The organism is Pseudomonas sp. KH_021 (assembly GCF_057838865.1).
This window is the reverse complement of record NZ_CM174477.1, coordinates 1094204-1118907: the sequence shown is the minus strand read 5'-3', so window position 1 is coordinate 1118907 and position 24704 is coordinate 1094204. Positions and strand designations below refer to the sequence as shown.

19 protein-coding genes, 1 tRNA gene, 1 pseudogene and 1 riboswitch are annotated in these 24704 nt (G+C 59.0%); of the genes and pseudogenes, 10 read left to right on the top strand and 11 right to left on the bottom strand.

What is annotated here, in order from left to right; genetic code table 11:
* The gene (gene queA, locus AC3IX4_RS05260; protein ID WP_489259557.1) at positions 1-1050 is read right to left on the bottom strand and encodes a tRNA preQ1(34) S-adenosylmethionine ribosyltransferase-isomerase QueA; all 1050 of its coding nucleotides are present in this window, start codon (positions 1048-1050) and stop codon (positions 1-3) included.
* Positions 1051-1159: 109 nt separating this feature from the next.
* Between queA and AC3IX4_RS05255 the strand changes: the two genes are divergently transcribed.
* Both AC3IX4_RS05255 and AC3IX4_RS05250 read left to right on the top strand, forming a co-directional pair.
* Positions 1160-1244, top strand: a tRNA-Leu gene (locus AC3IX4_RS05255).
* 218 nt (positions 1245-1462) lie between these two features.
* Positions 1463-3826: a TOTE conflict system archaeo-eukaryotic primase domain-containing protein gene (locus tag AC3IX4_RS05250; RefSeq protein WP_489259556.1), complete on the top strand. Its 2364-nt coding sequence runs from the start codon at positions 1463-1465 to the stop codon at positions 3824-3826.
* 688 nt (positions 3827-4514) lie between these two features.
* Here AC3IX4_RS05250 and AC3IX4_RS05245 read toward each other — a convergent pair.
* The 10 genes and pseudogenes from AC3IX4_RS05245 to AC3IX4_RS05200 form a co-directional block, all read right to left on the bottom strand.
* Entirely contained in the window at positions 4515-4907 is a 393-nt protein-coding gene (locus AC3IX4_RS05245) for a hypothetical protein (RefSeq protein WP_489259555.1), read from the bottom strand.
* A gap of 420 nt (positions 4908-5327) precedes the next feature.
* Positions 5328-5439: pseudogene (locus AC3IX4_RS05240) on the bottom strand (IS1096 element passenger TnpR family protein); the annotation flags it as partial.
* 57 nt (positions 5440-5496) lie between these two features.
* The gene (locus AC3IX4_RS05235) at positions 5497-6459 is read right to left on the bottom strand and encodes a FecCD family ABC transporter permease (RefSeq protein ID WP_489261213.1); all 963 of its coding nucleotides are present in this window, start codon (positions 6457-6459) and stop codon (positions 5497-5499) included.
* A 59-nt stretch (positions 6460-6518) separates the two neighbouring features.
* Entirely contained in the window at positions 6519-7490 is a 972-nt protein-coding gene (locus AC3IX4_RS05230; RefSeq protein ID WP_489259554.1) for an ABC transporter substrate-binding protein, read from the bottom strand.
* On the bottom strand, positions 7487-8272 hold the full coding sequence (locus AC3IX4_RS05225; protein ID WP_489259553.1) for an ABC transporter ATP-binding protein: 786 nt from the start codon (positions 8270-8272) through the stop codon (positions 7487-7489). Before AC3IX4_RS05225 ends, AC3IX4_RS05230 begins: the two co-directional genes overlap by 4 nt.
* Before the next feature lie 100 nt (positions 8273-8372).
* On the bottom strand, positions 8373-10517 hold the full coding sequence (locus AC3IX4_RS05220) for a TonB-dependent receptor (protein WP_489259552.1): 2145 nt from the start codon (positions 10515-10517) through the stop codon (positions 8373-8375).
* Between the two features lie 107 nt (positions 10518-10624).
* A riboswitch (cobalamin riboswitch) is annotated at positions 10625-10830 on the bottom strand.
* Between the two features lie 55 nt (positions 10831-10885).
* The gene (locus AC3IX4_RS05215) at positions 10886-11275 is read right to left on the bottom strand and encodes a YkgJ family cysteine cluster protein (protein WP_489259551.1); all 390 of its coding nucleotides are present in this window, start codon (positions 11273-11275) and stop codon (positions 10886-10888) included.
* Between the two features lie 219 nt (positions 11276-11494).
* Positions 11495-12331, bottom strand: a complete 837-nt coding sequence (locus AC3IX4_RS05210) for an ATPase (protein ID WP_489259550.1) — start codon at positions 12329-12331, stop codon at positions 11495-11497.
* Positions 12332-12428: 97 nt separating this feature from the next.
* On the bottom strand, positions 12429-13427 hold the full coding sequence (locus AC3IX4_RS05205) for an NAD-dependent epimerase/dehydratase family protein (protein ID WP_489259549.1): 999 nt from the start codon (positions 13425-13427) through the stop codon (positions 12429-12431).
* Positions 13428-13475: 48 nt separating this feature from the next.
* Positions 13476-14372, bottom strand: a complete 897-nt coding sequence (locus tag AC3IX4_RS05200; protein ID WP_489259548.1) for a LysR family transcriptional regulator ArgP — start codon at positions 14370-14372, stop codon at positions 13476-13478.
* 129 nt (positions 14373-14501) lie between these two features.
* Between AC3IX4_RS05200 and AC3IX4_RS05195 the strand changes: the two genes are divergently transcribed.
* The 8 genes from AC3IX4_RS05195 to AC3IX4_RS05160 all read left to right on the top strand — a co-directional run bounded on the left by AC3IX4_RS05195 (position 14502) and on the right by AC3IX4_RS05160 (position 24698).
* Positions 14502-15101, top strand: a complete 600-nt coding sequence (locus tag AC3IX4_RS05195) for a LysE/ArgO family amino acid transporter (RefSeq protein ID WP_489259547.1) — start codon at positions 14502-14504, stop codon at positions 15099-15101.
* A 193-nt stretch (positions 15102-15294) separates the two neighbouring features.
* Entirely contained in the window at positions 15295-15891 is a 597-nt protein-coding gene (locus AC3IX4_RS05190; protein ID WP_489259546.1) for a superoxide dismutase, read from the top strand.
* Positions 15892-16056: 165 nt separating this feature from the next.
* Positions 16057-18108, top strand: a complete 2052-nt coding sequence (locus tag AC3IX4_RS05185; protein WP_489259545.1) for a putative bifunctional diguanylate cyclase/phosphodiesterase — start codon at positions 16057-16059, stop codon at positions 18106-18108.
* A gap of 161 nt (positions 18109-18269) precedes the next feature.
* On the top strand, positions 18270-19598 hold the full coding sequence (locus tag AC3IX4_RS05180; RefSeq protein ID WP_489259544.1) for an imelysin family protein: 1329 nt from the start codon (positions 18270-18272) through the stop codon (positions 19596-19598).
* Between the two features lie 204 nt (positions 19599-19802).
* Positions 19803-21230 carry a di-heme oxidoreductase family protein gene (locus AC3IX4_RS05175; RefSeq protein ID WP_489259543.1) on the top strand — a complete coding sequence of 476 codons (1428 nt, stop codon included), beginning with the start codon at positions 19803-19805 and terminating at the stop codon, positions 21228-21230.
* Between the two features lie 16 nt (positions 21231-21246).
* Complete coding sequence (locus AC3IX4_RS05170; RefSeq protein WP_489259542.1) at positions 21247-22311, top strand: imelysin family protein; 1065 nt, start codon at positions 21247-21249, stop codon at positions 22309-22311.
* 2 nt (positions 22312-22313) lie between these two features.
* The gene (locus AC3IX4_RS05165; protein WP_489259541.1) at positions 22314-23411 is read left to right on the top strand and encodes a DUF1513 domain-containing protein; all 1098 of its coding nucleotides are present in this window, start codon (positions 22314-22316) and stop codon (positions 23409-23411) included.
* A 135-nt stretch (positions 23412-23546) separates the two neighbouring features.
* Complete coding sequence (locus tag AC3IX4_RS05160) at positions 23547-24698, top strand: efflux RND transporter periplasmic adaptor subunit (RefSeq protein ID WP_489259540.1); 1152 nt, start codon at positions 23547-23549, stop codon at positions 24696-24698.
* The last annotated feature ends 6 nt before the right edge of the window (positions 24699-24704 follow it).

The following is a 24704-nucleotide window of genomic DNA, read 5'->3' as shown; positions in this document are numbered from 1 at the left end:
TCATGCTTGATCCTCGGGGCCACGCGGCGCCGGATTGCGGGTGATGAACATCGCATCACCGTAACTGAAGAAGCGGTAACCGTTTTCCACCGCCGCCGCATAGGCCGCCATGGTTTCCGGGTAACCAGCGAAGGCCGAAACCAGCATCAGCAGCGTGGATTCAGGCAAGTGAAAATTGGTCACCAGGGCATCGACCACATGGAACGGCCGGCCCGGGAAGATAAAGATATCAGTGTCGCCACTGAACGGCTTGAGCACGCCATCACGGGCTGCGCTTTCCAACGAGCGCACGCTGGTGGTGCCCACCGCTACTACCCGACCGCCGCGAGCCTTGCAGGCCTGCACCGCATCCACCACGTCCTGGCTGACTTCCAGCCACTCTTTATGCATGTGGTGATCTTCGATGCGCTCCACCCGCACTGGCTGGAAAGTACCCGCGCCGACGTGCAAGGTGACAAAGGCGGTTTCCACGCCCTTGGCCGCGATTTGTGCCAGCAGGCCCTCATCAAAATGCAACCCCGCTGTCGGCGCAGCCACGGCACCGGAGCGTTGAGCGTAGACCGTTTGATAGCGCTCGCGATCAGCGCCTTCATCCGGGCGATCAATATAAGGAGGCAGCGGCATGTGCCCGACTCGGTCGAGCAGCGGGAGTACCTCTTCGGCAAACCGCAACTCGAACAGCGTGTCGTGACGAGCAACCATCTCGGCCTCGCCACCGCCTTCGAGCAAAATCTGCGAGCCAGGCTTGGGCGACTTGCTCGAACGCACATGCGCCAGCACACGATGGCTGTCCAGGACGCGCTCGACCAGGATTTCCAGCTTGCCGCCAGAGGCCTTCTGGCCAAAGACACGCGCCGGAATCACCCGGGTGTTGTTGAACACCATCAAGTCGCCGGGGCGCAGATACTCCAGCAAATCGGTGAATTGACGATGAGACAGCACCCCGCTCGGCCCGTCCAGGGTCAGCAGGCGGCTGCTATGACGCTCTGCCAGCGGGTGGCGAGCAATGAGGGAATCTGGGAGCTCGAAGGCAAAATCGGCGACGCGCATGATGGAGTTCGGTTTGTCAGGGTCGCAAAGCTTAGCGGAAACATGTGAAATTTTCCATGAAACCTGATTGACCAACGGTATGCGTCTCTCTATACTTCGCGCCCAGCAAGCCCCTGTGGCGGAATCGGTAGACGCGGCGGATTCAAAATCCGTTTTCGAAAGGAGTGGGAGTTCGAGTCTCCCCGGGGGCACCAAACAGCAGTAGCTGTGAGTCCCTACCGGCTTGCAGAATCAAAGAAACCGGCCAGATGAGCCGGTTTTTTTGTGCCCGCGATTTGAGCTCTGTGTTCGGGGCTCTTGAGCCCCTGATCCAAACCCCTGTGGTTTGATAACCTCTACGTTTTACAAAGGGGCTGAGGGTTGTAGCTCTAGGCTATAGGCTTCACCTGAGACGTAGAGGCTGAAGGCGGCGATGGACACAAGTCTGGTGGCGAAGCTAAGGGCTGAGAATGCAAGATTGGTTGCCTTGCTGGATGCTCATGGCATCGATTGGCGCCCACTTGCTGAACCAGTCAAGATTGTCCAAGCAGAACACTCACAGCAACTCGATACCGAAGGAAAGCTTGCCCTGTTCCGAAGCTTGTTTCGTGGCAGGACGGACGTTTATCCCATCCGCTGGGAAAGCAAGGCAGGCAAATCAGGATACGCCCCCGCTTGCGCAAATGAATGGCGGCCTGGCGTTTGTGAGAAACCTCGAATTAAATGTGGCGACTGCAATAACCGTCAGCTACTTCCATTGACCGATGAGGTGATCTATCGCCATCTAGCAGGTGAAGTGGTTATTGGTATCTACCCCTTACTTCCGGATGACACCTGTTATTTCTTGGCTGTCGACTTCGATGAAGCCGACTGGCGAGACGATGCCCGAGCTTTTGTTCAGTCGTGCCATGAACTGGACGTCCCCGTAGCACTGGAAATATCGCGTTCAGGTAACGGGGCTCACTGCTGGGTTTTTTTCGAGCGAAATGTTCCTGCTCTTGATGCGCGCCGCCTGGGTGCTGCAATTATCAGTCATGCATGTGAACGCACACGCCAATTGGCGCTCAGCTCCTATGATCGACTGTTTCCGAATCAGGACTATATGCCTAAGGGCGGCTTCGGAAACCTCATCGCGCTTCCTTTGCAAAAGCGGGCTCGGGCCCAAAACAACAGCGTATTTGTAGACGACACGCTTGAGCCCCATCCCGATCAGTGGGCCTTTCTGACATCGGTTCAGCGGATGCACCCAGAGGATATCCAGGCCGTTGTTACCCGCGCGATGGGTAATCGAGATCCTATAGGTGTCATCTATGTTGATGATGAAGGCGATGCAGAACCCTGGAAAGGTAGTGAGTCAAGATCACGCAAATTGACATGCCCGCTGCCGGCGTCCGTCAATATTACGCTGGCTAACCTGATTTACTTTGAAAAATCCGTATTGCCACAGCCATTGGCAAACCAGCTTGTCCGGCTCGCTGCGTTTCAAAACCCCGAATTCTATAAAGCTCAGGCCATGCGTATGTCGGTGTGGAATAAGCCAAGGGTCATCGGCTGTGCGCAGAATTTCCCCAAACATATAGCGCTGCCACGTGGTTGCCTGGATGCCGTGCTGGAGCTTTTAAGGGAAAACGGCATTACGCCAGTTTTTCAAGATGAACGCTTTGCAGGCAATCCCATCGACGTAAGCTTCCTCGGTACTCTACGCCCCGACCAGGAAGATGCGATCAACACAATGCTAAGTCATGACACCGGCATCCTCTGCGCGCCGACAGCGTTCGGTAAAACAGTGAGTGCCGCTGCGTTGATTGCTAAACGTGGCGTTAACACATTAGTGCTTGTGCATCGGACGGAGTTGTTAAGGCAGTGGCAGGAGCGCCTACAGGCATTCCTGGGAGTCGGGAATGGTGTCGTTGGAACTCTTGGAGGCGGAAAAACGAAGCTTACCGGCATCATCGACATTGCTGTAATGCAGTCATTATCGCGAAAAGGCGAGATCAGCGATCAGGTAAAAAACTATGGCCAGATCATCGTTGATGAGTGTCATCACCTATCAGCAGTGTCATTCGAGGCACTACTGAGGAGCGCGACCGCGCGGTACGTGCTGGGACTCACGGCAACCCCTGTGCGCCGAGACGGGCAGCAGCCCATTATTTTCATGCAGTGCGGACCGATCCGACATTCTGCTGCTCGACCAGCGAGTGCGCCCCGTGACCTCTCTGTCGTGCCTCGATTGCTGCCCAAACCAATAGCGGTCCCCGACGGCGTTGGAATTCAGGAGATATTTCGGCGCCTAGCCGACGACTCTGAGCGGACAGCCAAAATCGTCTCGGAAATTGAGCTGGCGTACAGCGAAGGTAGAAAAATTCTGGTGCTAACGGAGCGGACAGAACATGTTGATGCCCTGGAATTAGAATTGAAGCAGCGCGTGCATAATCTTTTCACGCTTCATGGGCGAGTGCCTAAGAAACAGCGAATTTCACGCATACATGAGCTTGAGTCCCTTCCCCCTGATGCTCCACGGGTGCTGTTGGCAACAGGAAAACTAGTTGGTGAAGGCTTTGATCACCCACCGCTGGACACGCTGGTGCTGGCAATGCCCATCTCATGGAAAGGAGTCCTTCAGCAATATGCGGGGCGGTTGCATCGATCGCATGCCGATAAGGCCGACGTACGAGTGATCGACTTCGTTGACGAGGGTAATGTCGCGCTACTGAGGATGTGGGATAAGCGCCAGGCGGGCTACAAAGCGATGGGCTACCGGATGGCTGACTCCATGGCCACCATGGATCTACTTTAACGTGATTGACGGTTTACCTTGCTAGCCACTTCATCATGAATGGTGAACGCATCGCGACGTGCAGAACATCCTCGGACACATCTCGTACCCGATGATGATGCGGCATTCTCACCTATCAACAGATCATTTGCAGGACGTCATTAAGTTCTAAGCGAAATTAAAAAATCGATAGACATCACAAAAGCTGCCGGAATTGAGTATCACGGTAGTTCTGGACTGGAGCCAGCAGCACCTCATGATGATCCAGCTGAGCCTTTTGGCCCAGCCTCACTCTAAGAAGCATCCGCCCCCCGCGAAGCTACCTCCCCTTGAGCGGATTCGGAATCTGACATCTCTTTGGCCGTTGTAGCTTCGACTGCCTGCGACACTTTTTGGGGCGCGGATGCCTTTACCTCAGGCTCGGCTTTCGCAGGGGCTGAGGCAGCCCGGGTGCGCTTGGCAGCTTCCTTCCAGGTATTCCAGCCAGCCAGCGCTGCCGGCAATCGATCATGACTTTTGATCCAAGTGCACAACCCAGGATCGACCCACTGCACGATTTCAGTGATGTCTCGATGCAGCTCGAACAGCGGCTGCCACAGGAGCGGTTCATGGTGAAAACAGCGATTCCTAAGATCGCGCGCCTTGTTCAGCCGACTACGAATGGTGTCTGCATTTTTGGAGTGCTTCGGGCAATGGTGGAAGACCCGCATCAGCGGCTTGGAAACCCCCAGAAATGCCTTCCGGTTGAACAACGATGTCCAAAACTCAGCTCAGCGGTAATGTCATCAGGGCTGAGCTTGGTGCCGCGCTTACGGAGCGCTGCCCGAGCATCCTTCACCTTTTCGTAACTGGCCAGCAGTTCAGCGTTGGTACCATTGAGCTCTTCGTACCAATCGTCACGCTTATACTCACGCACCATCTCGCGCTGGATTCCATTGCGCAGTCCAACCTCAAGCACGTGAAAAATCGAGACGAGCGATTCCGCGATGCGCATGTTATGCACGTAGGCTTCAGCCGCGTGGTCTTGGTTGCCCTGATGCCCTTTGAGGTAGCGGCTCATTCTTGGAGTGGAGAGCTTCGCCTCCAATGTTTGCCAGACCATCTACCCTGCGAGCCCCCATGCTGAAAAATGTAAAGAACCCGGGCGATGGTACAGTCATGACTCTGCTCCGGAAAGTTAAAAGCCATCGCGCATGACGTTAGCGCGTACCTGCGGATTGCCAGGCAATGTGCAGCGCTCGCAGCAGTGCTGGGCACGGGTGACTCGTTCATTTCCCATGTTGGAGTCTGAGCGCTCATTTCCGAACTCAGGGGTTGACGTCCAATTCGAGGGTGGTAATCTAGCTCCGCAGCCCTAGGAACCTCCACTCCCGTGCTACACGAAACGGTGATGAGACTAGGTTATGTGATGGCCCCGCTCTGCGGGGCCTCCTTGTTTCTGGCAGCCGCGTTCAGGATAGCCGCTTCAGACAAAGTCGTTTTCAGAAAAGCCACTTCAAAAGCCGCCGCCTCCGGACTACCCGCCACCAACGTCTTCCGGTGGGCAAGCATTGGCGCCCTCGATGCTGCACGGCACCTGAGGAAATAGCAGGTAGCATTTTTCCGACCTTGATACTGTGATGCCAGCTGTCACCAGAAACCGGCCAAATGAGCCGATTTTTTTGTGCCTCTCATTCGGTGACAGTGATCAATCACCCACGCCGACGCAATAGCGCCACAAAAAACACCCCGCCGATTGCTGCCGTAGCGATCCCAATGGGCAGGTCCTGCGGCGCGATCAACGTCCGAGCGGCAACATCGACCCAGACCATGAACAGCCCTCCCAGCAGCCCACTGACCGGCAACAGGCGGCGATGCTCGGCACCCACCAGGCGCCTGGCCATGTGCGGCAGCATCAGCCCGACAAAACCGATCGCACCCGACAATGACACCATGACCCCCGTCAGCAATGAGGTGCAGACAAACACCGCCAGGCGTATGCGCCGTGTACTGAACCCCAGGCTGACGGCAGTTTGTTCACCGCTCATCAAGGCATTGAGGGCCCGCGCCAGCACCAGCAGAACTGTCAGTCCCATCACTACACACAGTGCCGGTAGCCAAAGCAATTCCCAACGCGCCAGCCCCAGGCCGCCAAGCATCCAGAACATGACCGAGGTGCTGGCGTGCTGGTCGCCTGTATAAAGCAGCAGGTTAACCAGCGCCATCAGCACGAACGACACCGCCACCCCGGCCAACAGCAACCGGTCGCTTTCCAGTCGGCCTTGTCGGCTGGCCACGACAAGCACCAGTAGCATGCTCGACAAGGCGCCGATAAAGGCTGCAATCGGGAGGCTGAAAGGGCCGGCAAATTCGCCCTGGTAAAGTACGACCACTACCGCGCCTAAGGCTGCGCCAGAGCTGACGCCCAGCAGGTGCGGGTCGGCCAGTGGGTTACGGGTAACCGCTTGTAGTGCGGTGCCCACCAGGGCCAGACCTATCCCGACCAGCGCACCCAGCAGAACACGCGGGGCGCGTATCAGCCAGACGATGTTCTCCTGCCCTCGACTCCACTCGCCCCCGCTGCCCCAACCGATCTGCTGGCCGAGAATGCCCCACACATTCGCCAGCGGGACCTGCGCCGAGCCAAAGGTCAGTGACAGCGCACATGACACCATCAGCAAGGCAAGCAACCCCAACACCAACAGCCGGTACCCCGCCGCACTACGAACCCAGATCACTGGCGAGCCTCGGCAAATGACTGGGGATAAAGGCCCTTGGCGATGGTTTCGATGGCGTGGGCGTTCTCAACCGAAGGCGTGACTTCCAGATACGACAACACGATAAAGCGCTGTTGCCTGATGGCTTGTACCGCTTGCAGCGCCGGGTTGTTGAGCAAGAAATCGCGCTTTTGCCGCCAGGTAATCGGCCCGTAGTCGACGATCAGGATCACTTGAGGATCGCGCTCTACCACGCTCTCCCAGTTGACCTGCGTCCAGCTGGCGGGCACATCTTCCATCACGTTGCGCCCTCCTGCGCTGGCGATCAGTGCCTGGGGCATGCCCATGCGTCCCGAGGTGGTGGGCCGATCTTCGCCGCTGTCATAGAGAAATATCCGGGGCCGCTCATTCTCGGTCGGCAGCCTGGACTGGACAGCGGCGATTCGTCCTCGCATGCCTGCGATCAGGGCTTCGGCTCGCGGCTCCACCGAGAAGATGCGGCCCAGATTACCCAGGTCGCGGTATAGATCCTCAAGGCTGGCTTGATGGGGATCGCGCATGATCTTGGAGCACGACTCAGTCAGCTCATAAACGGGGATACCCAGAGGTGCCAATGTAGCGGGCGTGAGGGGCCCGCCCACTTGCATGCCATAGCTCCAGCCGGCAAAAAAGAAGTCGGTATCGGCCGCCAGCAGGTTTTCCACCGAAGGGTAACGGCTGGCCAACTCCGGCAGACCCTCAAGGGCAGTGCGCAACGACGGGGCCAGGGTCTTCCAGCCGCTGATACCGGTGTAACCGGCCATGCGATCTTGCAAGCCTAGGGCGACCAGCATGCAGGTCATATTAATGTCGTGGCTGACGGCACGTTGGGGGGCCTGTTCAAAGGTGACCTCGCGCTCGCAACTGCGCAGGGTCAAGGGGTAGTCACCGGCATGTGCGCCCAAGGCACAGGCGCCTGCTAGCACGGCGACAGCCATTGCTGATTTCATGGTTCAGTGATCCAGGTAATACGCGGGTGGTTTGCCAGCGGATGGGTGTCGACCAGCGCCTGAACGCCAAACACATCGCGCAGGCATTCATGGGTCAGGACTTCGGCTGGCTTACCGCTGACGACGATTCGCCCACCGTCGATCACATACAGCCGGTCACAGAAAGCGGCCGCCAGGTTGAGATCGTGGAAGCTGGCCAGGGTGCTCAGGCGCAGGCGCCGCAGTTGCGTGAGAAGGTCCAGTTGGTAGCGCGGATCGAGGTGATTGGTCGGCTCGTCAAGAATCAGCAGGCCTGGCTGTTGCACCAGGGCACGGGCTAGCAAAACCCGCTGTTTTTCGCCGCCAGATAATTCGGCAAATGGACGCGCCTGAAACGCGGTCAGTCCAACTCGACCCAAGGCTTCTTCGACCAGCAAGCGATCTTCACGGGTGTCGCCATCGAACAGCCCTTTGTGCGGTGTTCTACCCATGGCCACCACATCAGTCACCGTCAGGCCGAACTCTTGTGGAAACTCCTGCAACATTACGGCTATACGACGGGCACTCCAGCGCGGCGACTGACGCCACAGGTCTGATCCGTCCAATTGGACGACACCGCCGGCCGGCTGATTGAAGCGATAGGCGCAGCGCAACAGGCTTGTCTTGCCGCTACCATTGGGCCCGATCAAGCCAACGAACTCGCCCTCGCCCACCTGCAGGTCGACGCCTTGAAGTTGCCAGCCCTGTTCGCCAGGTGCCTTATGCGGTGCCCAGCCCAGGCCGTTGATATTCAATGTGGACATGGTAATACCCTTGTAGGAGCCGACCTTGGTCGCGATGGCCTCACCGCGGTCTTCCTGAGAAACCGCAGCGATGCCATCGCGACCAAGGTCAGCTCCTACATCAGAAGCTGTAGTCAGCGGTGACGAAGAATGAACGAGGCTCACCCACCAACCACTGATCGCCGCTGTTCTGCTGCGCAAACACATAACGACGGTCGAGCAGGTTGTTCAGTTGCAGGCCCAGGCGAACATCAGGCAAAACGCTCCAGCCGATATTGGCGTCGAGCACCGTGTAGCCTGGTATCTGAGCGGTGTTGGCGGTGTTGGCATATCGCTTGTCGACGTAGCGCACACCCATGCCGGCGTCCAGGTCTTGGGTAATGGCCTTGTTCAGCCACAGGTTGGCCGTGCGCCGAGGTACATCGGCTGGTCGGTTGCCGGCCCTTGAAACCAGTTGGCCATTGGACGTTTCGTTGAAGTCGTCATATTGGGCGCGCACCACCGAAGCGTTGGCCGATAGGTGCCACTCATGGGCCAACGCCAGCTCCAGGCTGGCCTCCAGGCCGTCCGAGGTTTGCTGGCCAATCTGCTGCGCGAGGCGAGTCACAGGGTCCGTGGTCAACAGCTTTTTCTTGACGATGTGATAGGCCGCCAATGTCCACTCACCCCGGCCATCCCAGAACAATTGCTTGAGGCCGAACTCGGTCTGTTTGGCTTCAGTCAGGTCCATTTGCTGCTGGGTCGGGTTCAGGCTGATGAGGTTATTCACCCCGTCTTCACTGGTGGAGTACTGGCCATACAGCGACAGGTCGTTGGTGACCGCAAACACCAGCCCGGCGCGCCAGTTACCGCCGCTCAGGCTGCGGTTCGAGCGAGTGTCGGCCCGTTCATCGTCACGGTCGATATGGTTCTGGTCGCGACGAACACCGGTCACTAGAGACCAGCGCTCGGACAGCTGCGTGCGGTTCTCGGCAAACAGCGCGAAGGTATGGGTTTGGCTGAAAGCTTGCGGGCGCAGTGCCGATTGGCTCTGGAAGTAACCCGGCGCAGGTGCCCATGGATCGATGAAATCCCCGCCAACATCGATGTAGGGCGAATTATTGGTCACCCCGAAGCGGATCTTGTTGTACTCGGCGCCCACAACCGTGCGGCTGTCCAAACCAAACAACGAGTGATTGAAGGTGAAACTCTGGCGGTCGCCAATCTGTTCCTGATGGTGCTTGATCTCCAGGAAATCACTGCGCAGCAGTTGCCCCTGGGCACTGTCCCAACTGTAGCTTTCGGCGTTACGCCAGTGGCGGCGGCTCTTGATGTAGTAGAGCTGGTTACTGGCACTGATCTGATCGCTAATAGTCCAGGCGGTGTTCAACCGCATCCACTCATCGTGATAGCGCTGCACGTCATCGCGAACGTTGTAGTTCTTCTCCCGCAGGCTGTCGTGGTACTTGCTCTCGATCAGCGGCGTGCCGAAGTAGTTCATCGGCTCATTGTCCCCGCGCTCATGGGCCAGGGTAAAACTCAAGTCATCGGTAGCCTGCCAGCGCAGCGCGGCACTCAGGGCAAGGCTTTCAGAGTCGCCGCGGTCGATCCAGCCATGGCTTTGCTGGTGGTTGAGGGTCAAGCGGTAGCTCAAGGTCTCGCTGAGCGAGCCGCCGCTGTCCAGGCCCAGTTGCTGGCGACCATCACTGCCATAGCCCAGGCGCAGGCGGTTACGCCTCTCGCCTTCGAATGGTTTCTTGGGGATGACGTTGATCACAGCGCCTGTGGCACCTTCGCCATACAGCACCGAGGCCGGCCCACGAATGACATCGATCTGCTCGACCATCCAGGGGTCGACCGGAAAGGTCAGGGTACCTGCACCAGGGTACAGGCGCGCACCATCAAATAATGTCATCACCGATGAATGTCCGGTAAAGCCACGAGCAGAAAGGGCCGTATTGCCATTACCCGGCGCGGCGATGGTGGTGATACCCGGCGAACGGGTCACAGCATCCTGTACCGTGAGATTATTGCGATTGCTGACCTGCGCCGAGCCAAGGGTGCTGGTACTGGCTGGATTTTCCAGTGCGCTCAGGTGCAGGCGGGAGCCGGCCGTGGCTGGCATGGCGAGCGTGATCGCGGTGCTTCGAGCAGTATCGGTAATGGCCGTCGAAGGCAGCGCCAGCACGCCGGGCGAATCTTCGCCAGCAACGGTTTGCAAGGAAATCAGCACGCAAGACGCCAGGCCGGCCTGGGCCAGGGTCTGGGAGAAGGTATTTCGGGACATGTCTTTCCAACTTGAAACAGGAAGAATGAATCCCGGAGGGAACAACGCACGAGGAATCGCGGGCAGGACAGCCCACGGAACCGGCCTGCGCCCGCCCACCGCGGGTTTGCCAAACAAGGCTTCAGGCCGGTCTCCGGGCTTGCGAGGGTCATGAAGCATTCACCTTCCCATGCCGTTGGCACAGTGGTGTATCGAATGCTTCGCTCGCTTACCGTTGCGGGGGCAGCGCCGGACTAATCACATGAGGTGACGCACCGGCTTCCCGTTTCACTCCCTGCACGGCGGCAGGGAGCACCTGAAACTGGCGCGCATATGACCACTCATCCGTTTTTCAGTCAAGAATCAACCAGGATTGATTCAACGAACGCCTAAAGGGCTGGGACAGCCACCGGATCCAGCTGCACGACTGCAATCAAGCCGGGCGGCGGTAGCAGAGGCGGCAGCCCGTAGGCGGCGCGAGCAGTATCGCAGTGGCTATTGGGCTCGCCGTCATACCAGGAGGCATCGAACTCCCGGCAGGTGCTGGAGCGTTGTTCATACATGCCGCAACTCACGGCCTTGCCGACTTCACCCTCAAGGCCCACACAGCGGCAGGGTTTGCTTTGGGTGCCGAGCATGGCAACCCGATTGGGCGCGACCTGGACAACTAGCTCATCGGGCACCGGGCCGCTCGCAGAAGTACATTCACCCCAATAGAAAGACACACGGAAATGCGCGCAGCAGGCGCCGCAACTCAAGCAAGGGTTCGGTTTGGACATGATGGGGAGGCGTCGAAATGTTGTCGTTATGGAGCGCTGAACAGCGCCGCCATTCTATGCTTCGCCAAGCGCTTGAGAAGGGGGGTTTGAAAAAGAAATATTTGGCCAGTGCGCGGTCGATTTGACGCCATTTTTCAGGCACTTCGCTGCGAAGTCATTTCAATGACGAGAATCGCCAGGGAAACCCGGCAGCGCCTGAAACGGCACTGCCGGGGCTGGTTACGGACGAGCGCTGATCTGCTGTTGCAGGTTTTGGATCTGGCTCTGAAGTGTGTTGATGTTGCGCGTGGTCTGCCCACGGAAGGCGTCAAACTCGGCAACACTCGCCCCGCCGCCTTGACTGGCCGCTGGACGATGGTCCTGCTCGCTTTTGAGCACCAGCATGTCTTGCTCCAGGCGATCGATGGCGGCACTTTGATTGCCCTGTTTTTTCAGCGCGGCAATGTCTGCGGCAACGCTTTTAAACTGCGCATCGACCTTGCCCTGATCAACCTGAGCCGACTTGAGCGAAGCCAGGTCAGCGCCCAGGCTCTTGAGCTGCGCCTGCAATTGATCGTTCACAGCCTTTTGCTCGCTGGCGGCTGCCTGGATCTGCTCCAGGCGCTTGTCCAAGCCACTCTGCTGCCCCGCCACACCCTGTTGCTGCTTGCTTTGCTCAAGCAGCTTGGTTTGAAGTTGACGAATTTCCAGCTTCAGGGCTTCGCTACCACTGTTGGCCGTAGATTCGGTCGCCACCACCTTGCCGGAAATGGCCTGCAGACGCCCGGCCGCCTCTTCACTGATGCGCGCAAAGCTTTCTTGGGTCGCGACCAATTGTTGCTCCATCAGCGAAATCTGCTGGAAGCTCCACCACCCCAGGCCCACCACCGCAATCAGCAAAGCACCGATCATGGCCCATAGAGGCCCGGTGCTCGGCGCCTTGACCTTGACCACGGGTGTGGTGCGCGAGTAGACGGTGGTGCGTTCACGGGCAGAAGAGGTGCCGGTGAAATCATCGTCATCATCGCGGTGACCGGCGCTCAGGCTGGGCAAGTCAAACTCATCGTCTTTACGCATGGAAAACCTTCGTGAACTGCCGTAATGGCAAAATAATACCTAATCTAAAGCGCGAAAAACGCGCCAGAATCGACCACACCGTGTCAAGCCGGTTCCTTCAGTGCTTGATCGGCATCTGCGCCTGCCACCAGCCGCAGAATTCATCCAGCGCCGACCACAGGCTGACTCGGGGTTGGTAATCCAGTGCGTGGCGGGCGCGGCTGATATCCAGGGTGAAGTCCTTGTTCATGACCTGCATCCCCAGCCGCGACAAGGTTGGCTGGGGCCGACCCGGCCACAACAGGCAGCAGCCTTCGTTGAGCGCCGCAACACTGTAGGCCAGGCCAAAGGATCGGTAGCGAGTCACCTGAGGCAAATGCATCTGGCGCATCACGTAATTGACTACATCCCACAAGGGTACCGGGCTTCCATTACTGATGTTGTAGGCCCGCCCCAAAGCCGACTCACCGGCCAGCAAGGCGTTCATCAAGGCATCATTGAGGTTCTGCACACTGGTGAAGTCGACCTTGTTCAAGCCATTGCCAATGATCGCCAGACGGTTCTTTTCTTGCATCTTGAGCAAGCGCGGGAAAATGCTCACATCACCTGCGCCGGTCACGAAACGCGGCCGCAAGGCGATGGTCTCAAGCCCGAATTCCGCCGCCCCAAAGACCTTTTGCTCAGCCAGGTGCTTAGTGCTGCCATAGTGATCGTAGAAGCGCTTGGGCACTTGCTCTTCGCGAATATTGAGCCTTGCGCGGCCATCAAAATAGATTGAGGGCGACGACAGGTGTACCAACCGTCGCACACCAGTCTTAAGGCAAGCTTCGACCACATTCTCGGTCACTATGACGTTGCCCTGATAAAAATCCTGATAGCGCCCCCAATTGCCCACCGCCCCTGCGCAATGAACCACGGCGTCGACGTTCTGGCACAAGCGCCGGACCAGATCCGGTTCGTTCAAATCACCCTGGACAAACTGCGCCCCTCGCCGAACCAGGTGCTCGACACCTTCGGCGCGACGCCCATTGACCCGGACATCCAAGCCCTGCTCCAGGGCAAAACGCGCAAAGCGTCCGCCGATGAAGCCGCTTGCGCCGGTGACCAGAATCTTCATGAACCGCTCCACTCTACGTTGTTGATGCTACGCACTGCTTGACGCCAGCTAGCCCGCCAACGGCACCAGCCACTGGCCGGCCGTGCGGGTCAAATGCTCGGTAAACCGAGCGAGCAATTGTCCACCATTGCGCCAATGATGCCAGTACAAAGGCACATCAATGGGTTTATCGGCAATGACCTCCACCAGTGTTCCTGCGGCCAACTGCTCCCGAACCTGCAGTTCGGGTACCAACCCCCAGCCAAGCCCCGCCTCTGTCAAGCGAATGAATCCTTCAGACGAGGGGCACAAATGGTGAAGAAAACCACCTTCAATGCCCAATGACGCCAGGTAGCGATGCTGCAGGAAATCGTCCGGCCCGAACACCAAGGCCGGCACGCGAGGCAGTCGTGCCGCCTCGAAACCCGTTGGAAAGTGGCGGGCCATGAACTGCGGGCTGGCCAAGGCACGGTAGCGCATGGCCCCCAGCGCAACGCTACGTGCCCCCGATACGGGACGTTCGCTGGCGCACAGGCAGGCGGCCACTTCACCAGCCCGCATGCGCTTGAGTCCGACTTCCTGGTCTTCCACCACATGGTCGAGCAACAGATGCTGCTCGGCGCAAAAATCACTGACGGCCACCGCCCACCAGGTCGCTAGGCTGTCGGCATTCAGGGCCACCCGCAGGCGTTCAGGCAAACCCTCTTCATCTAGCGTCGGGACCTGGCCCTGCAGGTCACGTTCAAGCAAACGCACTTGCTGGACATGGTTGAGCAGGCGCCGGCCGATTTCCGTCGGACTGGGCGGCGTAGCCCGCACCAGCACCGGTTGCCCCACCCGCGCCTCCAACAATTTGATGCGCTGCGACACTGCCGACTGAGAGAGCCCCAACACCTGGGCCGCACGCTCGAAACCGGCTTGTTCGACCACAGCCGCCAAGGCAGAAAGCAATTTGTAATCGAACATGAATTTACCTAATGAGCGATCAGCAATATTGGTTTTTCTTATACAGGTAAACCTTGGAAAATGCCTTCCAATCCTTCACCTGACCGCCGCTGCTTTCGCCGCTTCGGTTCATTCAACCGGAGTCTTTTTATGTGGCAAAGCTACCTGAACGGTTTGCTGGTCGCTTTCGGCCTGATCATGGCCATCGGTACTCAAAATGCTTTTGTTCTGGCACAAAGCCTGCGCCGAGAACATCACCTGCCCGTGGCAGCGCTTTGTGTGTTCTGTGATGCCGTGCTGGTCGCACTGGGGGTATTTGGCCTGGCCACGGTGCTGGCGCAAAACCCTACCCTGCTGGCGGTCGCTCGTTGGGGGGGCGCGGTGTTCCTGATCTGGTACGGCAGCAAAGCACTGCGGCGCGCCTTTTCGGTTCAAAGCCTTGCACAAGGCGAGGGCCAGGGATTGCGCTCACGCAAGGCGGTGTTGCTCAGCGCCCTGGCAGTGACCCTCCTCAATCCACACGTTTACCTGGATACGGTGTTGCTGATCGGCTCGCTCGGTGCCCAGCAAACCGTGCCCGGCGCCTATGTTGCCGGCGCCGCCAGCGCGTCCCTGATGTGGTTCTTCACCCTGGCACTCGGCGCGGCCTGGCTGGCGCCCTGGCTGGCACGCCCGAGCACTTGGCGGCTGCTGGACCTGATGGTCGCGGTGATGATGTTCGCGGTGGCCGCGCAACTCATCTTTAGCTGACCTGCCACTTGTCCGTCGCAGGGGAAGGCTCTGGAACCTCTTTTCCACACAGTTGTTGCGTGGTTATGGCCCAGTCCCAGTGCTATGATCCGGACCCTGCGCCGAAAATTGGGTACAAACTCACCGGCGCATTGTACGGCCGCCCGTGATCGGCCTTGCGCCTACCGCAACAGACCTGACTAGGAGAATAACCATGGCTTTTGAATTGCCGCCGCTGCCCTACGCTCACGATGCCCTGCAGCCGCACATCTCCAAGGAAACCCTGGAGTACCACCACGACAAGCACCACAACACCTATGTCGTGAACCTGAACAACCTGGTGCCTGGCACCGAGTTCGAAGGCAAGACCCTGGAAGAAATCGTCAAGACTTCTTCGGGTGGCATCTTCAACAACGCCGCTCAAGTCTGGAACCACACTTTCTACTGGAACTGCATGGCGCCAAACGCTGGCGGCCAACCTACCGGCGCCCTGGCTGAAGCCATCAACGCTGCGTTCGGTTCGTTCGACAAGTTCAAGGAAGAGTTCAGCAAGACTTCCATTGGCACCTTCGGTTCCGGTTGGGGCTGGCTGGTGAAAAAGGCTGACGGTTCCCTGGCCCTGGCCAGCACCATCGGCGCCGGCAACCCGCTGACCAACGGCGACACCCCGCTGCTGACCTGCGACGTCTGGGAACACGCCTACTACATCGACTACCGCAACGTTCGTCCGAAGTACGTCGAAGCGTTCTGGAACCTGGTCAACTGGAAGTTCGTTGCCGAGCAGTTCGAAGGCAAGACTTTCACCGCTTAAGTCCGCTTGAGCACGAAAAAACCCGGCCTCTGCCGGGTTTTTTCATTTACGCAGGGCTTTTCCCCTCTTGCTGCGGGGCCATAGCGCGCTAACATCAAACTCCGGGAAAACAGCCAAAATCACATGGCAACTTGACACTATGGGAATGGATTAAGGAAGAACCCTTTGAAGCTGGAGCTCAAAAACAGCTTGTCGGTTAAGTTGCTCAGGGTCGTGCTGCTATCGGCATTGATAGTAGGCGTGGTGCTTAGCTGCGCGCAGATTGTCTTCGATGCCTACAAGATTCGCCAGGCCGTCGCCAATGACGCCGAACGCATCCTCGACATGTTTCGCGATCCCTCGACTCAAGCGGTCTATAGCCTGGACCGAGAGATGGCGATGCAAGTTATCGAAGGTCTGTTCCAGGATGAGGCAGTACGCAAGGCCTCGATCGGCCACCCCCATGAAACCATGCTCGCGGAAAAATCCCGCGACCTTCAGGCTTCTCCCAATCGCTGGTTGACCGACCTGATTCTTGGCCAGCAACGCGAATTCGCTACGCCGTTGGTGGGCCGCGGCCCCTATAGCGAATATTACGGTGACTTGCGTATCACCCTCGACACCGCCACCTACGGCACCGATTTCATTGTCAGTTCGGTCATCATTTTCATTTCCGGTGTATTGCGAGCCCTGGCCATGGGCCTGGTGCTGTACCTGGTCTACCATTGGCTGCTGACCAAGCCGCTGTCGAAAATTATCGAGAGCCTCACCCAGATCAATCCCGACCGTCCCAGCGAACACAAATTGCCGCTGCTCAAGGGCCATGAGAAAAACGAGCTGGGCGTTTGGATCAATACCGCCAACCAACTGCTGGCCTCGATCGAGCGCAATACCCACTTGCGTCATGAAGCCGAGAACAGTTTGCTGCGCATGGCCCAGTACGACTTTCTGACCGGTTTGCCAAACCGCCAGCAGTTACAACAGCAACTGGACAAGATCCTGATTGATGCTGGCCGTCTGCAGCGGCGAGTCGCCGTACTGTGCGTGGGTCTGGACGACTTCAAGAGCATCAACGAGCAATACAGCTATCAAGTTGGCGACCAATTGTTGCTGGCCCTGGCTGACCGCCTGCGTGCCCATAGCGGCCGCTTGGGAGCCCTGGCGCGCCTGGGCGGCGATCAGCTTGCCCTGGTGCAAGCCGATATCGAGCAACCTTACGAAGCCGCAGAGCTGGCACAGAGCATCCTCGATGACCTGGAGGCGCCCTTTGCCCTCGACCAACAGGAGATCCGGCTGCGCGCCACGATCGGCATCACACTGTTCCCTGAAGACGGTGCCACCACCGAAAAGCTGCTGCAAAAGGCCGAGCAGACCATGACTCTGGCCAAGACCCGTTCGCGCAACCGCTACCAGTTCTACATCGCCAGTGTCGACAGTGAGATGCGCCGTCGGCGGGAAATGGAAAAGGACTTGCGTGAAGCGCTGCAGCGCGACCAGCTTTACCTGGTCTACCAACCCCAGGTCAGCTATCTGGATCACAGCGTGGTGGGCGTCGAAGCGTTGCTGCGCTGGCAACATCCCCAGTTGGGGCTGATTCCGCCCGACCAGTTCATTCCCCTGGCCGAACAGAATGGCTACATCATTACCCTGGGTGAATGGGTGCTTGACCAGGCTTGCCGCCAGTTGCGTGAGTGGCACGACCAAGGGTTCGCTCAACTGCGCATGGCGGTCAACCTCTCGACCGTGCAGTTGCACCACAATGAGTTGCCACGGGTGGTCAACAACCTACTGCAGATCTACCGCCTGCCGCCGCGCAGCCTGGAACTGGAAGTGACCGAGACCGGCCTGATGGAAGACATCAGCACAGCAGCCCAGCACTTGCTGAGCCTTCGCCGCTCAGGGGCACTGATCGCCATCGATGACTTCGGTACGGGCTACTCCTCCTTGAGTTATTTGAAATCCTTGCCGCTGGACAAGATCAAGATCGACAAGAGCTTTGTCCAGGACGTACTCGACGATGAGGATGATGCGACCATTGTTCGCGCCATCATTCAGTTGGGCAAAAGCTTGAATATGCAGGTCATCGCTGAAGGCGTGGAGAGCGCGGCGCAAGAGGCCTACATCATTTCTGAAGGCTGCCACGAGGGTCAGGGCTACCTTTACAGCAAGCCCTTGCCAGCTCGCGAGCTGACGGCCTTTCTCAAGCAGTCGCAGCGCAATCAAGTCTCGGCATTCTGAGCCCAGTCGCCCCTGTGCGAGTGTCAGGGCCCGGGAATACTTGATGAAACCCTGAATAATTAGCGTTTAACCCCTTTACATAAAATGCAAATCTTTCGCATTATGTCGCAGATTTTTGTGCACTTGCACACCTGTTCAACCTCTCGACGCAGGATTTCGCCATGATTCGTATGCCTCTGGCCACCGCCAGTCTGCTGGCCATTGCCATTTCTCTCGCCGGCTGCGGCGACGACAACAAGGAAAAGGCTGCCGCACCAGCACCCACCCCTGCTGCCGCTACTGCCACTGCAACTGGCGCGATTGACGAAGTCGCCGCCAAAGCCGTCGTCGCGCATTACGCTGATATCGTCTATGCGGTTTACAGCGATGCGGAATCCACTGCGAAAACCCTGCAAACCGCCATCGACGCCTTCCTGGCCAAGCCCAACGATCAAACCCTGAACGCCGCCAAGGCTGCCTGGGTCGAGGCACGCGTACCTTACCTGCAGAGCGAAGTGTTCCGCTTCGGCAACACCATCATCGACGACTGGGAAGGCCAGCTTAACGCCTGGCCCCTGGACGAAGGCCTGATCGACTACGTCGACAAGAGCTACGAGCACGCCTTGGGTAACCCGGCGGCCTCAGCCAACATCATTGCCAACACTGAAATCCAGGTGGGCGAAGACAAGGTCGATGTAAAACAAATCACCCCAGAGAAGCTGGCCACCCTGAATGAACTGGGCGGTTCCGAGGCGAACGTCGCCACCGGCTACCACGCCATCGAATTCCTGCTGTGGGGCCAGGACCTGAACGGCACCGGCCCAGGCGCAGGCGTTCGTCCTGCCAGTGACTACCTCGAAGGCGCTGGCGCCACCGGCGGGCACAACGACCGTCGTCGCGCCTACCTGAAGGCCGTCACCCAACTGCTGGTTAGCGACCTGGAAGAAATGGTCGGCAACTGGAAGCCGAACGTCGCCGACAACTACCGCGCTACCCTGCAAGCCGAGCCTGCAGAAAGCGGCCTGCGCAAGATGCTGTTCGGCATGGGTAGCCTGTCGCTGGGCGAACTGGCGGGCGAACGCATGAAAGTTTCGCTGGAAGCCAACTCGCCAGAAGACGAGCACGACTGCTTCAGCGACAACACCCACAACTCGCAGTTCTATGACGCCAAGGGCATCCGCAACGTCTACCTGGGCGAGTACACCCGTGTTGACGGCACTAAGTTGACCGGCGCCAGCCTGTCGGCCTTGGTAGCCAAGGCTGACCCCGCTGCGGACGCGGCCCTGAAGGCGGACCTGGAAGCGACCGAAGCCAAGATGCAAGTCATCGTTGACCACGCCAACAAAGGCGAGCACTACGACCAACTGATCGCCGTAGGCAACGCCGCTGGCAAGCAGATCGTTAGTGACGCCATTGCTTCGCTGGTCAAGCAGACCGGCTCCATCGAGCAGGCGGCTGGCAAGCTGGGCATCAATGACCTGAACCCCGACAGCGCCGATCACGAATTCTGATTGGCGCGATGAAAGCACCGCGGTCTGATTGATACGCCGCGGTGGCCTCACCGCGGCTCACCCACTTCATCGCGGCGTGGTCACCTGTAGGAGCAAGGCTTGCCTGCGATGAAGGCAACACGGTTTATGTAAAGACCGCGTTGCCTTCATCGCAGGCAAGCCTTGCTCCTACATTCCGTTTTTACCCGCTTGTCTGGATTCTCGATGCCCCTGTTGTTTTCCCGTCTGTCCTTGCTGTTGCTGGCCTTGCTGCTGGCAAGCTGTGACGACGCCCCGCGCTTTACCCAGGCAGAACCTGGCGAATCCAAAGCCGGCGGCAGTGCGACCGTGAACAGGCGCGACCAGAATGCCTTTTCCATGCCATCAGCCAATCTGACGCCCTTGCGCCGCCTGGATTTCAGTGTCGGCAACAGCTTCTTCAAGAACCCATGGGTGATCGCCCCCGCGACCACCACCGCGCGCGATGGCCTGGGCCCATTGTTCAATACCAATGCCTGCCAGAACTGCCACATCAAGGACGGCCGCGGTCATCCGCCCGAACCTTTCGACCATAACGCCGTATCGATGCTGGTGCGCTTGTCTATCCCCGACTCACCGGCCTATGCCAAAGAGATCGAGCGCATGGGCATCGTGCCGGAACCTGTGTATGGCGGCCAATTTCAAGACATGTCCGTACCGGGCGTTATCCCCGAAGGCAAGGTACGGGTTGACTACAGTCCGGTTACCGTTCGTTTCAAGGATGGCACCGAGGTCGAGCTGCAACGCCCGACGCTGAAAATCACCCAACTGGGCTATGGCCCGATGCACCCCCAGACCCAATTCTCGGCCCGCATCGCGCCGCCCATGATTGGCCTGGGCCTGCTTGAAGCAATACCTGAGGAAGCGATCCTGGCCAACGCCGACCCGCAGGACCGCAATGGTGACGGCATCAAGGGCCGACCCAATCAAGTCTGGGACGATGCGCTGGGCAAGACGGTGCTTGGCCGGTTTGGCTGGAAAGCCGGCCAACCAACCTTGGATCAACAAAACGTTCACGCGTTCTCGGGTGACTTGGGCCTGACCACCACCCTGCGGCCCTTCGATGACTGCACTTCCGCCCAGACCGGCTGCTTGGCCGCTCCCAACGGCAATGGACCCGAAGGAGAACCGGAAGTCAGCGACAACATTCAACGCCTGGTGCTGTTCTATACCCGCAACCTCGCCGTGCCCGTACGCCGCGATGTCGACTCCGCACAAGTCCTGGCCGGCAAAAACCTGTTCTTCCAGGCCGGCTGCCAAGCTTGCCACACCCCTGCTTTCACGACGTCGGCCACTGCCGCCGAGCCCGAACTGGCCAATCAGGTGATTCGCCCCTACAGCGACCTGTTGCTGCACGACATGGGGCCGGGGCTGGCCGACAACCGTACCGAATTCAAGGCCAGTGGCCGCGACTGGCGCACCGCGCCGTTGTGGGGCATTGGGCTGACCGAAACGGTCAGCGGCCACACCCGTTTCCTGCATGACGGCCGAGCCCGCAATCTCCTCGAAGCCGTGCTCTGGCATGGCGGCGAAGCCCAGGCGGCCCAAGAAAAAGTTTTGACTTTCAATGCCGATCAGCGCACTGCGCTGCTGGCGTTTTTGAACTCACTCTAGAGAAAAGGAGCCGGACATGTTCCGTCCCAAGCTGTTGTTCACCAGCCTTGCCGCCCTCGCCCTGGGCGCCTGCTCACCGCAAGATCCGCAGGCCGTGACCTCTGCTGCCATCGCCCAGCAGGTCATCCTGCCGACCTACAGCCGCTGGGTTGAAGCTGACCGCCAGCTGGCCGTCAGTGCCCTGGCCTTCTGCGAAGGCAAATCCAGCCTGGAGACAGCCCGCGCCGACTTCCTGCATGCGCAAAAAGCCTGGGCCGAACTGCAACCGTTGCTGATCGGGCCATTGGCTGAGGGCAACCGCGCCTGGCAAATACAGTTCTGGCCAGACAAGAAGAACCTGGTCGGCCGTCAGGTCGAGCAAATCGCGAATGCCGAAACGCCGCCAGACGCCGCCTCCCTGGCCAAGTCCAGCGTCGTGGTCCAGGGCCTCTCCGCTTACGAATACATCCTTTTCGACAGCAAGCCCGATGTGGCCGATGCGGCCCAAAAAGCCCGTTACTGCCCATTGCTGGTCGCCATCGGCGAGCGTCAGAAGCTCCTGGCTGAAGAAATCCTCAGCGGCTGGAACACCCAAGACGGCATGCTCGCTCAGATGACCAAGTTCCCGAACCAGCGGTATGCCGATTCGCACGAAGCCATTGCCGACCTGCTGCGCGCCCAAGTCACCGCCCTGGACACCCTGAAGAAAAAGCTCGGTACGCCCATGGGCCGCCAGACCAAAGGCATCGCTCAACCGATGCAGGCCGAAGCCTGGCGCAGCCAGTCGTCGCTCAAGAGCCTGGAAGCCAGCCTGACCGCTGCCCAGACCGTCTGGGTAGGTGTGGACAACAAAGGCCTGCGCGGCCTGTTGCCCAAAGAGCAAAAGGCCCTGTCAGACAAGATCGACGCCGCTTATGCCGATGCACTCAAGCACTTTGCCGACACTAAAGGCACGCTGACCGAATTGCTCGACAGCGAGGCGGGTCGCCAACAGCTGAACGATCTCTACGAACGCCTCAATGTCGTCCATCGCCTGCATGAAGGCGATCTGGCCAAGGCCCTGAATATTCAACTCGGCTTCAACGCCAACGACGGTGACTGATCATGTTGCGACGTCAGGTCCTCGCGGTAGGTAGCCTGCTGCTCAGCGCATTGACGCTGGGTGGCTGGAAACTGTTCCAGGCAAAGGACAAGCAACCCCTGTTGCTTTCGGCAAGGGACGACAGCGATGGCAACCACTATGCCGTCGGTTATCGGCTGGACGGCAGCCAAGTGTTCGCAACGCAAGTCGCCCAGCGCTGCCACGACATCATCAACCACCCGCAACTGCCCATTGCCCTGTTTGTCGCACGCAGGCCTTGGACCGAAAGCTACCTGGTTGATCTACGTGACGGGACGCTGCTGCAGACCGTGGTTTCGCAGCCCAATCGCCACTTCTATGGTCACGCAGTGATCCATCAAAGTGGCGAATGGCTGTACACCACCGAGAACGACACCACCGACCCCGGTCGGGGATTACTGGGTGTGTACCGCTTCGAGGGCGAGCGGTTGGTACACAGCGGTGAGATTTCGACCCACGGCATCGGTCCACATCAGGTGTCGTGGTTGCCGGACGGCGAAACCCTGGTGGTGGCCAACGGCGGCATCCGCACCGAGGCCGAAAGCCGTGTGGAGATGAATCTCGATGCCATGGAGCCAAGCCTGGTGCTCATGCAACGCGACGGCACCCTGATCAGCAAGGAAGTCCTCAGCCAGCCGATGAACAGCGTACGTCACCTGGCCATCGCAACTGACGGCACCGTCGTCGCCGGGCAGCAATTCATGGGCTCGTCCCATGAAACCGCAGAACTACTGGCCATCAAGCGACCTGGCGAGTCGTTCAAGGCCTTCCCGGTTGGCGAGCAGCAGTTGCAGTCGATGGCCCACTACACCGCCAGTGTCGCCGTTCACAGCGACCTGCGACTGGTGGCGCTGACGGCGCCGCGTGCCAATCGCTTTTTCATCTGGGACCTGGACACCGCCGCCGTGCGCCTCGATGCCCCGTTGCCGGACTGCGCAGGCGTGGGCGCCGTCAAGGATGGTTTTGTGGTGACTTCCGGCCAAGGTCGCTGCCGCTTCTACGATTGCACCCAGGCCGAGCTTGCAGCTACACCGCTACAGTTGCCAGCAGGGCTCTGGGACAACCATCTGCACCTGATTTGAAGTAAACATCGAGAAACTGACTTCTCAGACGCGGTCAAAAGGGTAATATTTCGCAATATTGCACATTGGCGTTGCCTCCTGCGCAGGAATAAGGTGCGCGCCTGCTTACAACGTCTTTTTCCAAGGAACTGGAATATGCTGCGACGCCGCATGTTGATCATGCTAGGGGTTGTGTTGCTGATCGTACTGGTACTGGGGGGCTACAAAGCCTTTTCTGTCTACCAGCAAATACAGCAGTTCTCCGTGCCCCAGCCACCCGTCAGCGTGGCCGTCGCCACGGCTGAACAGCGCGCCTGGCAGATCCGCTTGCCGGCAGTGGGCAGCCTCAAGGCCCTGCAAGGGGTCGACCTGAGCCTGGAAGTCGCCGGCACCGTCAAGGCCGTGCAATTTGAGTCCGGCCAAAAGGTCAAGGTTGGCCAACCCTTGCTGCAACTCGACAGCGATGTCGAAACCGCCTTGCTCGGCACCGCCCAGGCGGACTTGGGCCTGGCCCAGGTCGACTACGGTCGCGGCGCGCAACTGGTCGGCAGCCAGGCCATCTCCAAGGGCGAGTTCGACCGCCTCAATGCCGTATTACTGAAAAGCAGGGCCACCGTCGCCCAGCTCAAGGCCTCCCTGGCGAAAAAAAGCATCGCTGCACCCTTCTCCGGCACCATCGGCATCCGCCAGATTGATGTCGGCGATTACTTGGCCAGCGGCACTGTCATCGCCACACTTCAGGACCTGAGCAGCCTCTACGTCGACTTCTTTATCGCCGAGCAACAGGTCCCCAAACTGGCGTTGGGGCAGAAGATCAGGGTCAGTGTCGCGGCTTATCCCGGGCAATCCTTTGAAGGCAGCATCAGCGCCATCAACCCCAAGGTCGAAGACACCACCCGCAACGTGATGGTGCGCGGCACCCTGGCCAACCCGGACGGCAAATTGCTACCCGGCATGTTCGCCAAACTTCAGGTGCTGCTGCCAGAACCCAGGCCGTCGATCGTCGTGCCGGAAAGCACCATCACTTACACCTTGTACGGTAACTCGGTGTATGTGGTCGCCGAGAAAAAGGCCGAGGACGGCCAAGTCCAGAAAAACGCCGAAGGTCACCCCGTGCTGATCGCTGATCGGCGCTTTGTCGAAACCGGCGAGCGCCGCGATGGCTGGGTAGTGATCGACAAGGGCTTGAACGGTGGCGAGCAGGTCGTGACCGCCGGCCAGTTGAAGCTCAAACAGGGTGCAGAAATCGCGATCAGCCCAGACAAGGCCCTCGAGGCCGACAAGAACAGCCCGCCTCGCGCGGACTGATCAAGG

Coding starts and splice junctions, on each gene's coding strand:
- AC3IX4_RS05220 (WP_489259552.1), bottom strand. CDS start 10,517: ATGTCCCGAAATACCTTCTCCCAGACCCTGGCCCAGGCCGGCCTGGCG.
- AC3IX4_RS05225 (WP_489259553.1), bottom strand. CDS start 8,272: ATGTCCACATTGAATATCAACGGCCTGGGCTGGGCACCGCATAAGGCA.
- AC3IX4_RS05180 (WP_489259544.1), top strand. CDS start 18,270: ATGATTCGTATGCCTCTGGCCACCGCCAGTCTGCTGGCCATTGCCATT.
- AC3IX4_RS05200 (WP_489259548.1), bottom strand. CDS start 14,372: ATGTTCGATTACAAATTGCTTTCTGCCTTGGCGGCTGTGGTCGAACAA.
- AC3IX4_RS05170 (WP_489259542.1), top strand. CDS start 21,247: ATGTTCCGTCCCAAGCTGTTGTTCACCAGCCTTGCCGCCCTCGCCCTG.
- AC3IX4_RS05195 (WP_489259547.1), top strand. CDS start 14,502: ATGTGGCAAAGCTACCTGAACGGTTTGCTGGTCGCTTTCGGCCTGATC.
- AC3IX4_RS05245 (WP_489259555.1), bottom strand. CDS start 4,907: ATGGTCTGGCAAACATTGGAGGCGAAGCTCTCCACTCCAAGAATGAGC.
- AC3IX4_RS05160 (WP_489259540.1), top strand. CDS start 23,547: ATGCTGCGACGCCGCATGTTGATCATGCTAGGGGTTGTGTTGCTGATC.
- AC3IX4_RS05205 (WP_489259549.1), bottom strand. CDS start 13,427: ATGAAGATTCTGGTCACCGGCGCAAGCGGCTTCATCGGCGGACGCTTT.
- AC3IX4_RS05175 (WP_489259543.1), top strand. CDS start 19,803: ATGCCCCTGTTGTTTTCCCGTCTGTCCTTGCTGTTGCTGGCCTTGCTG.
- AC3IX4_RS05230 (WP_489259554.1), bottom strand. CDS start 7,490: ATGAAATCAGCAATGGCTGTCGCCGTGCTAGCAGGCGCCTGTGCCTTG.
- queA (WP_489259557.1), bottom strand. CDS start 1,050: ATGCGCGTCGCCGATTTTGCCTTCGAGCTCCCAGATTCCCTCATTGCT.
- AC3IX4_RS05215 (WP_489259551.1), bottom strand. CDS start 11,275: ATGTCCAAACCGAACCCTTGCTTGAGTTGCGGCGCCTGCTGCGCGCAT.
- AC3IX4_RS05165 (WP_489259541.1), top strand. CDS start 22,314: ATGTTGCGACGTCAGGTCCTCGCGGTAGGTAGCCTGCTGCTCAGCGCA.
- AC3IX4_RS05210 (WP_489259550.1), bottom strand. CDS start 12,331: ATGCGTAAAGACGATGAGTTTGACTTGCCCAGCCTGAGCGCCGGTCAC.
- AC3IX4_RS05190 (WP_489259546.1), top strand. CDS start 15,295: ATGGCTTTTGAATTGCCGCCGCTGCCCTACGCTCACGATGCCCTGCAG.
- AC3IX4_RS05235 (WP_489261213.1), bottom strand. CDS start 6,459: ATGGTGTCATGTGCGCTGTCACTGACCTTTGGCTCGGCGCAGGTCCCG.
- AC3IX4_RS05250 (WP_489259556.1), top strand. CDS start 1,463: ATGGACACAAGTCTGGTGGCGAAGCTAAGGGCTGAGAATGCAAGATTG.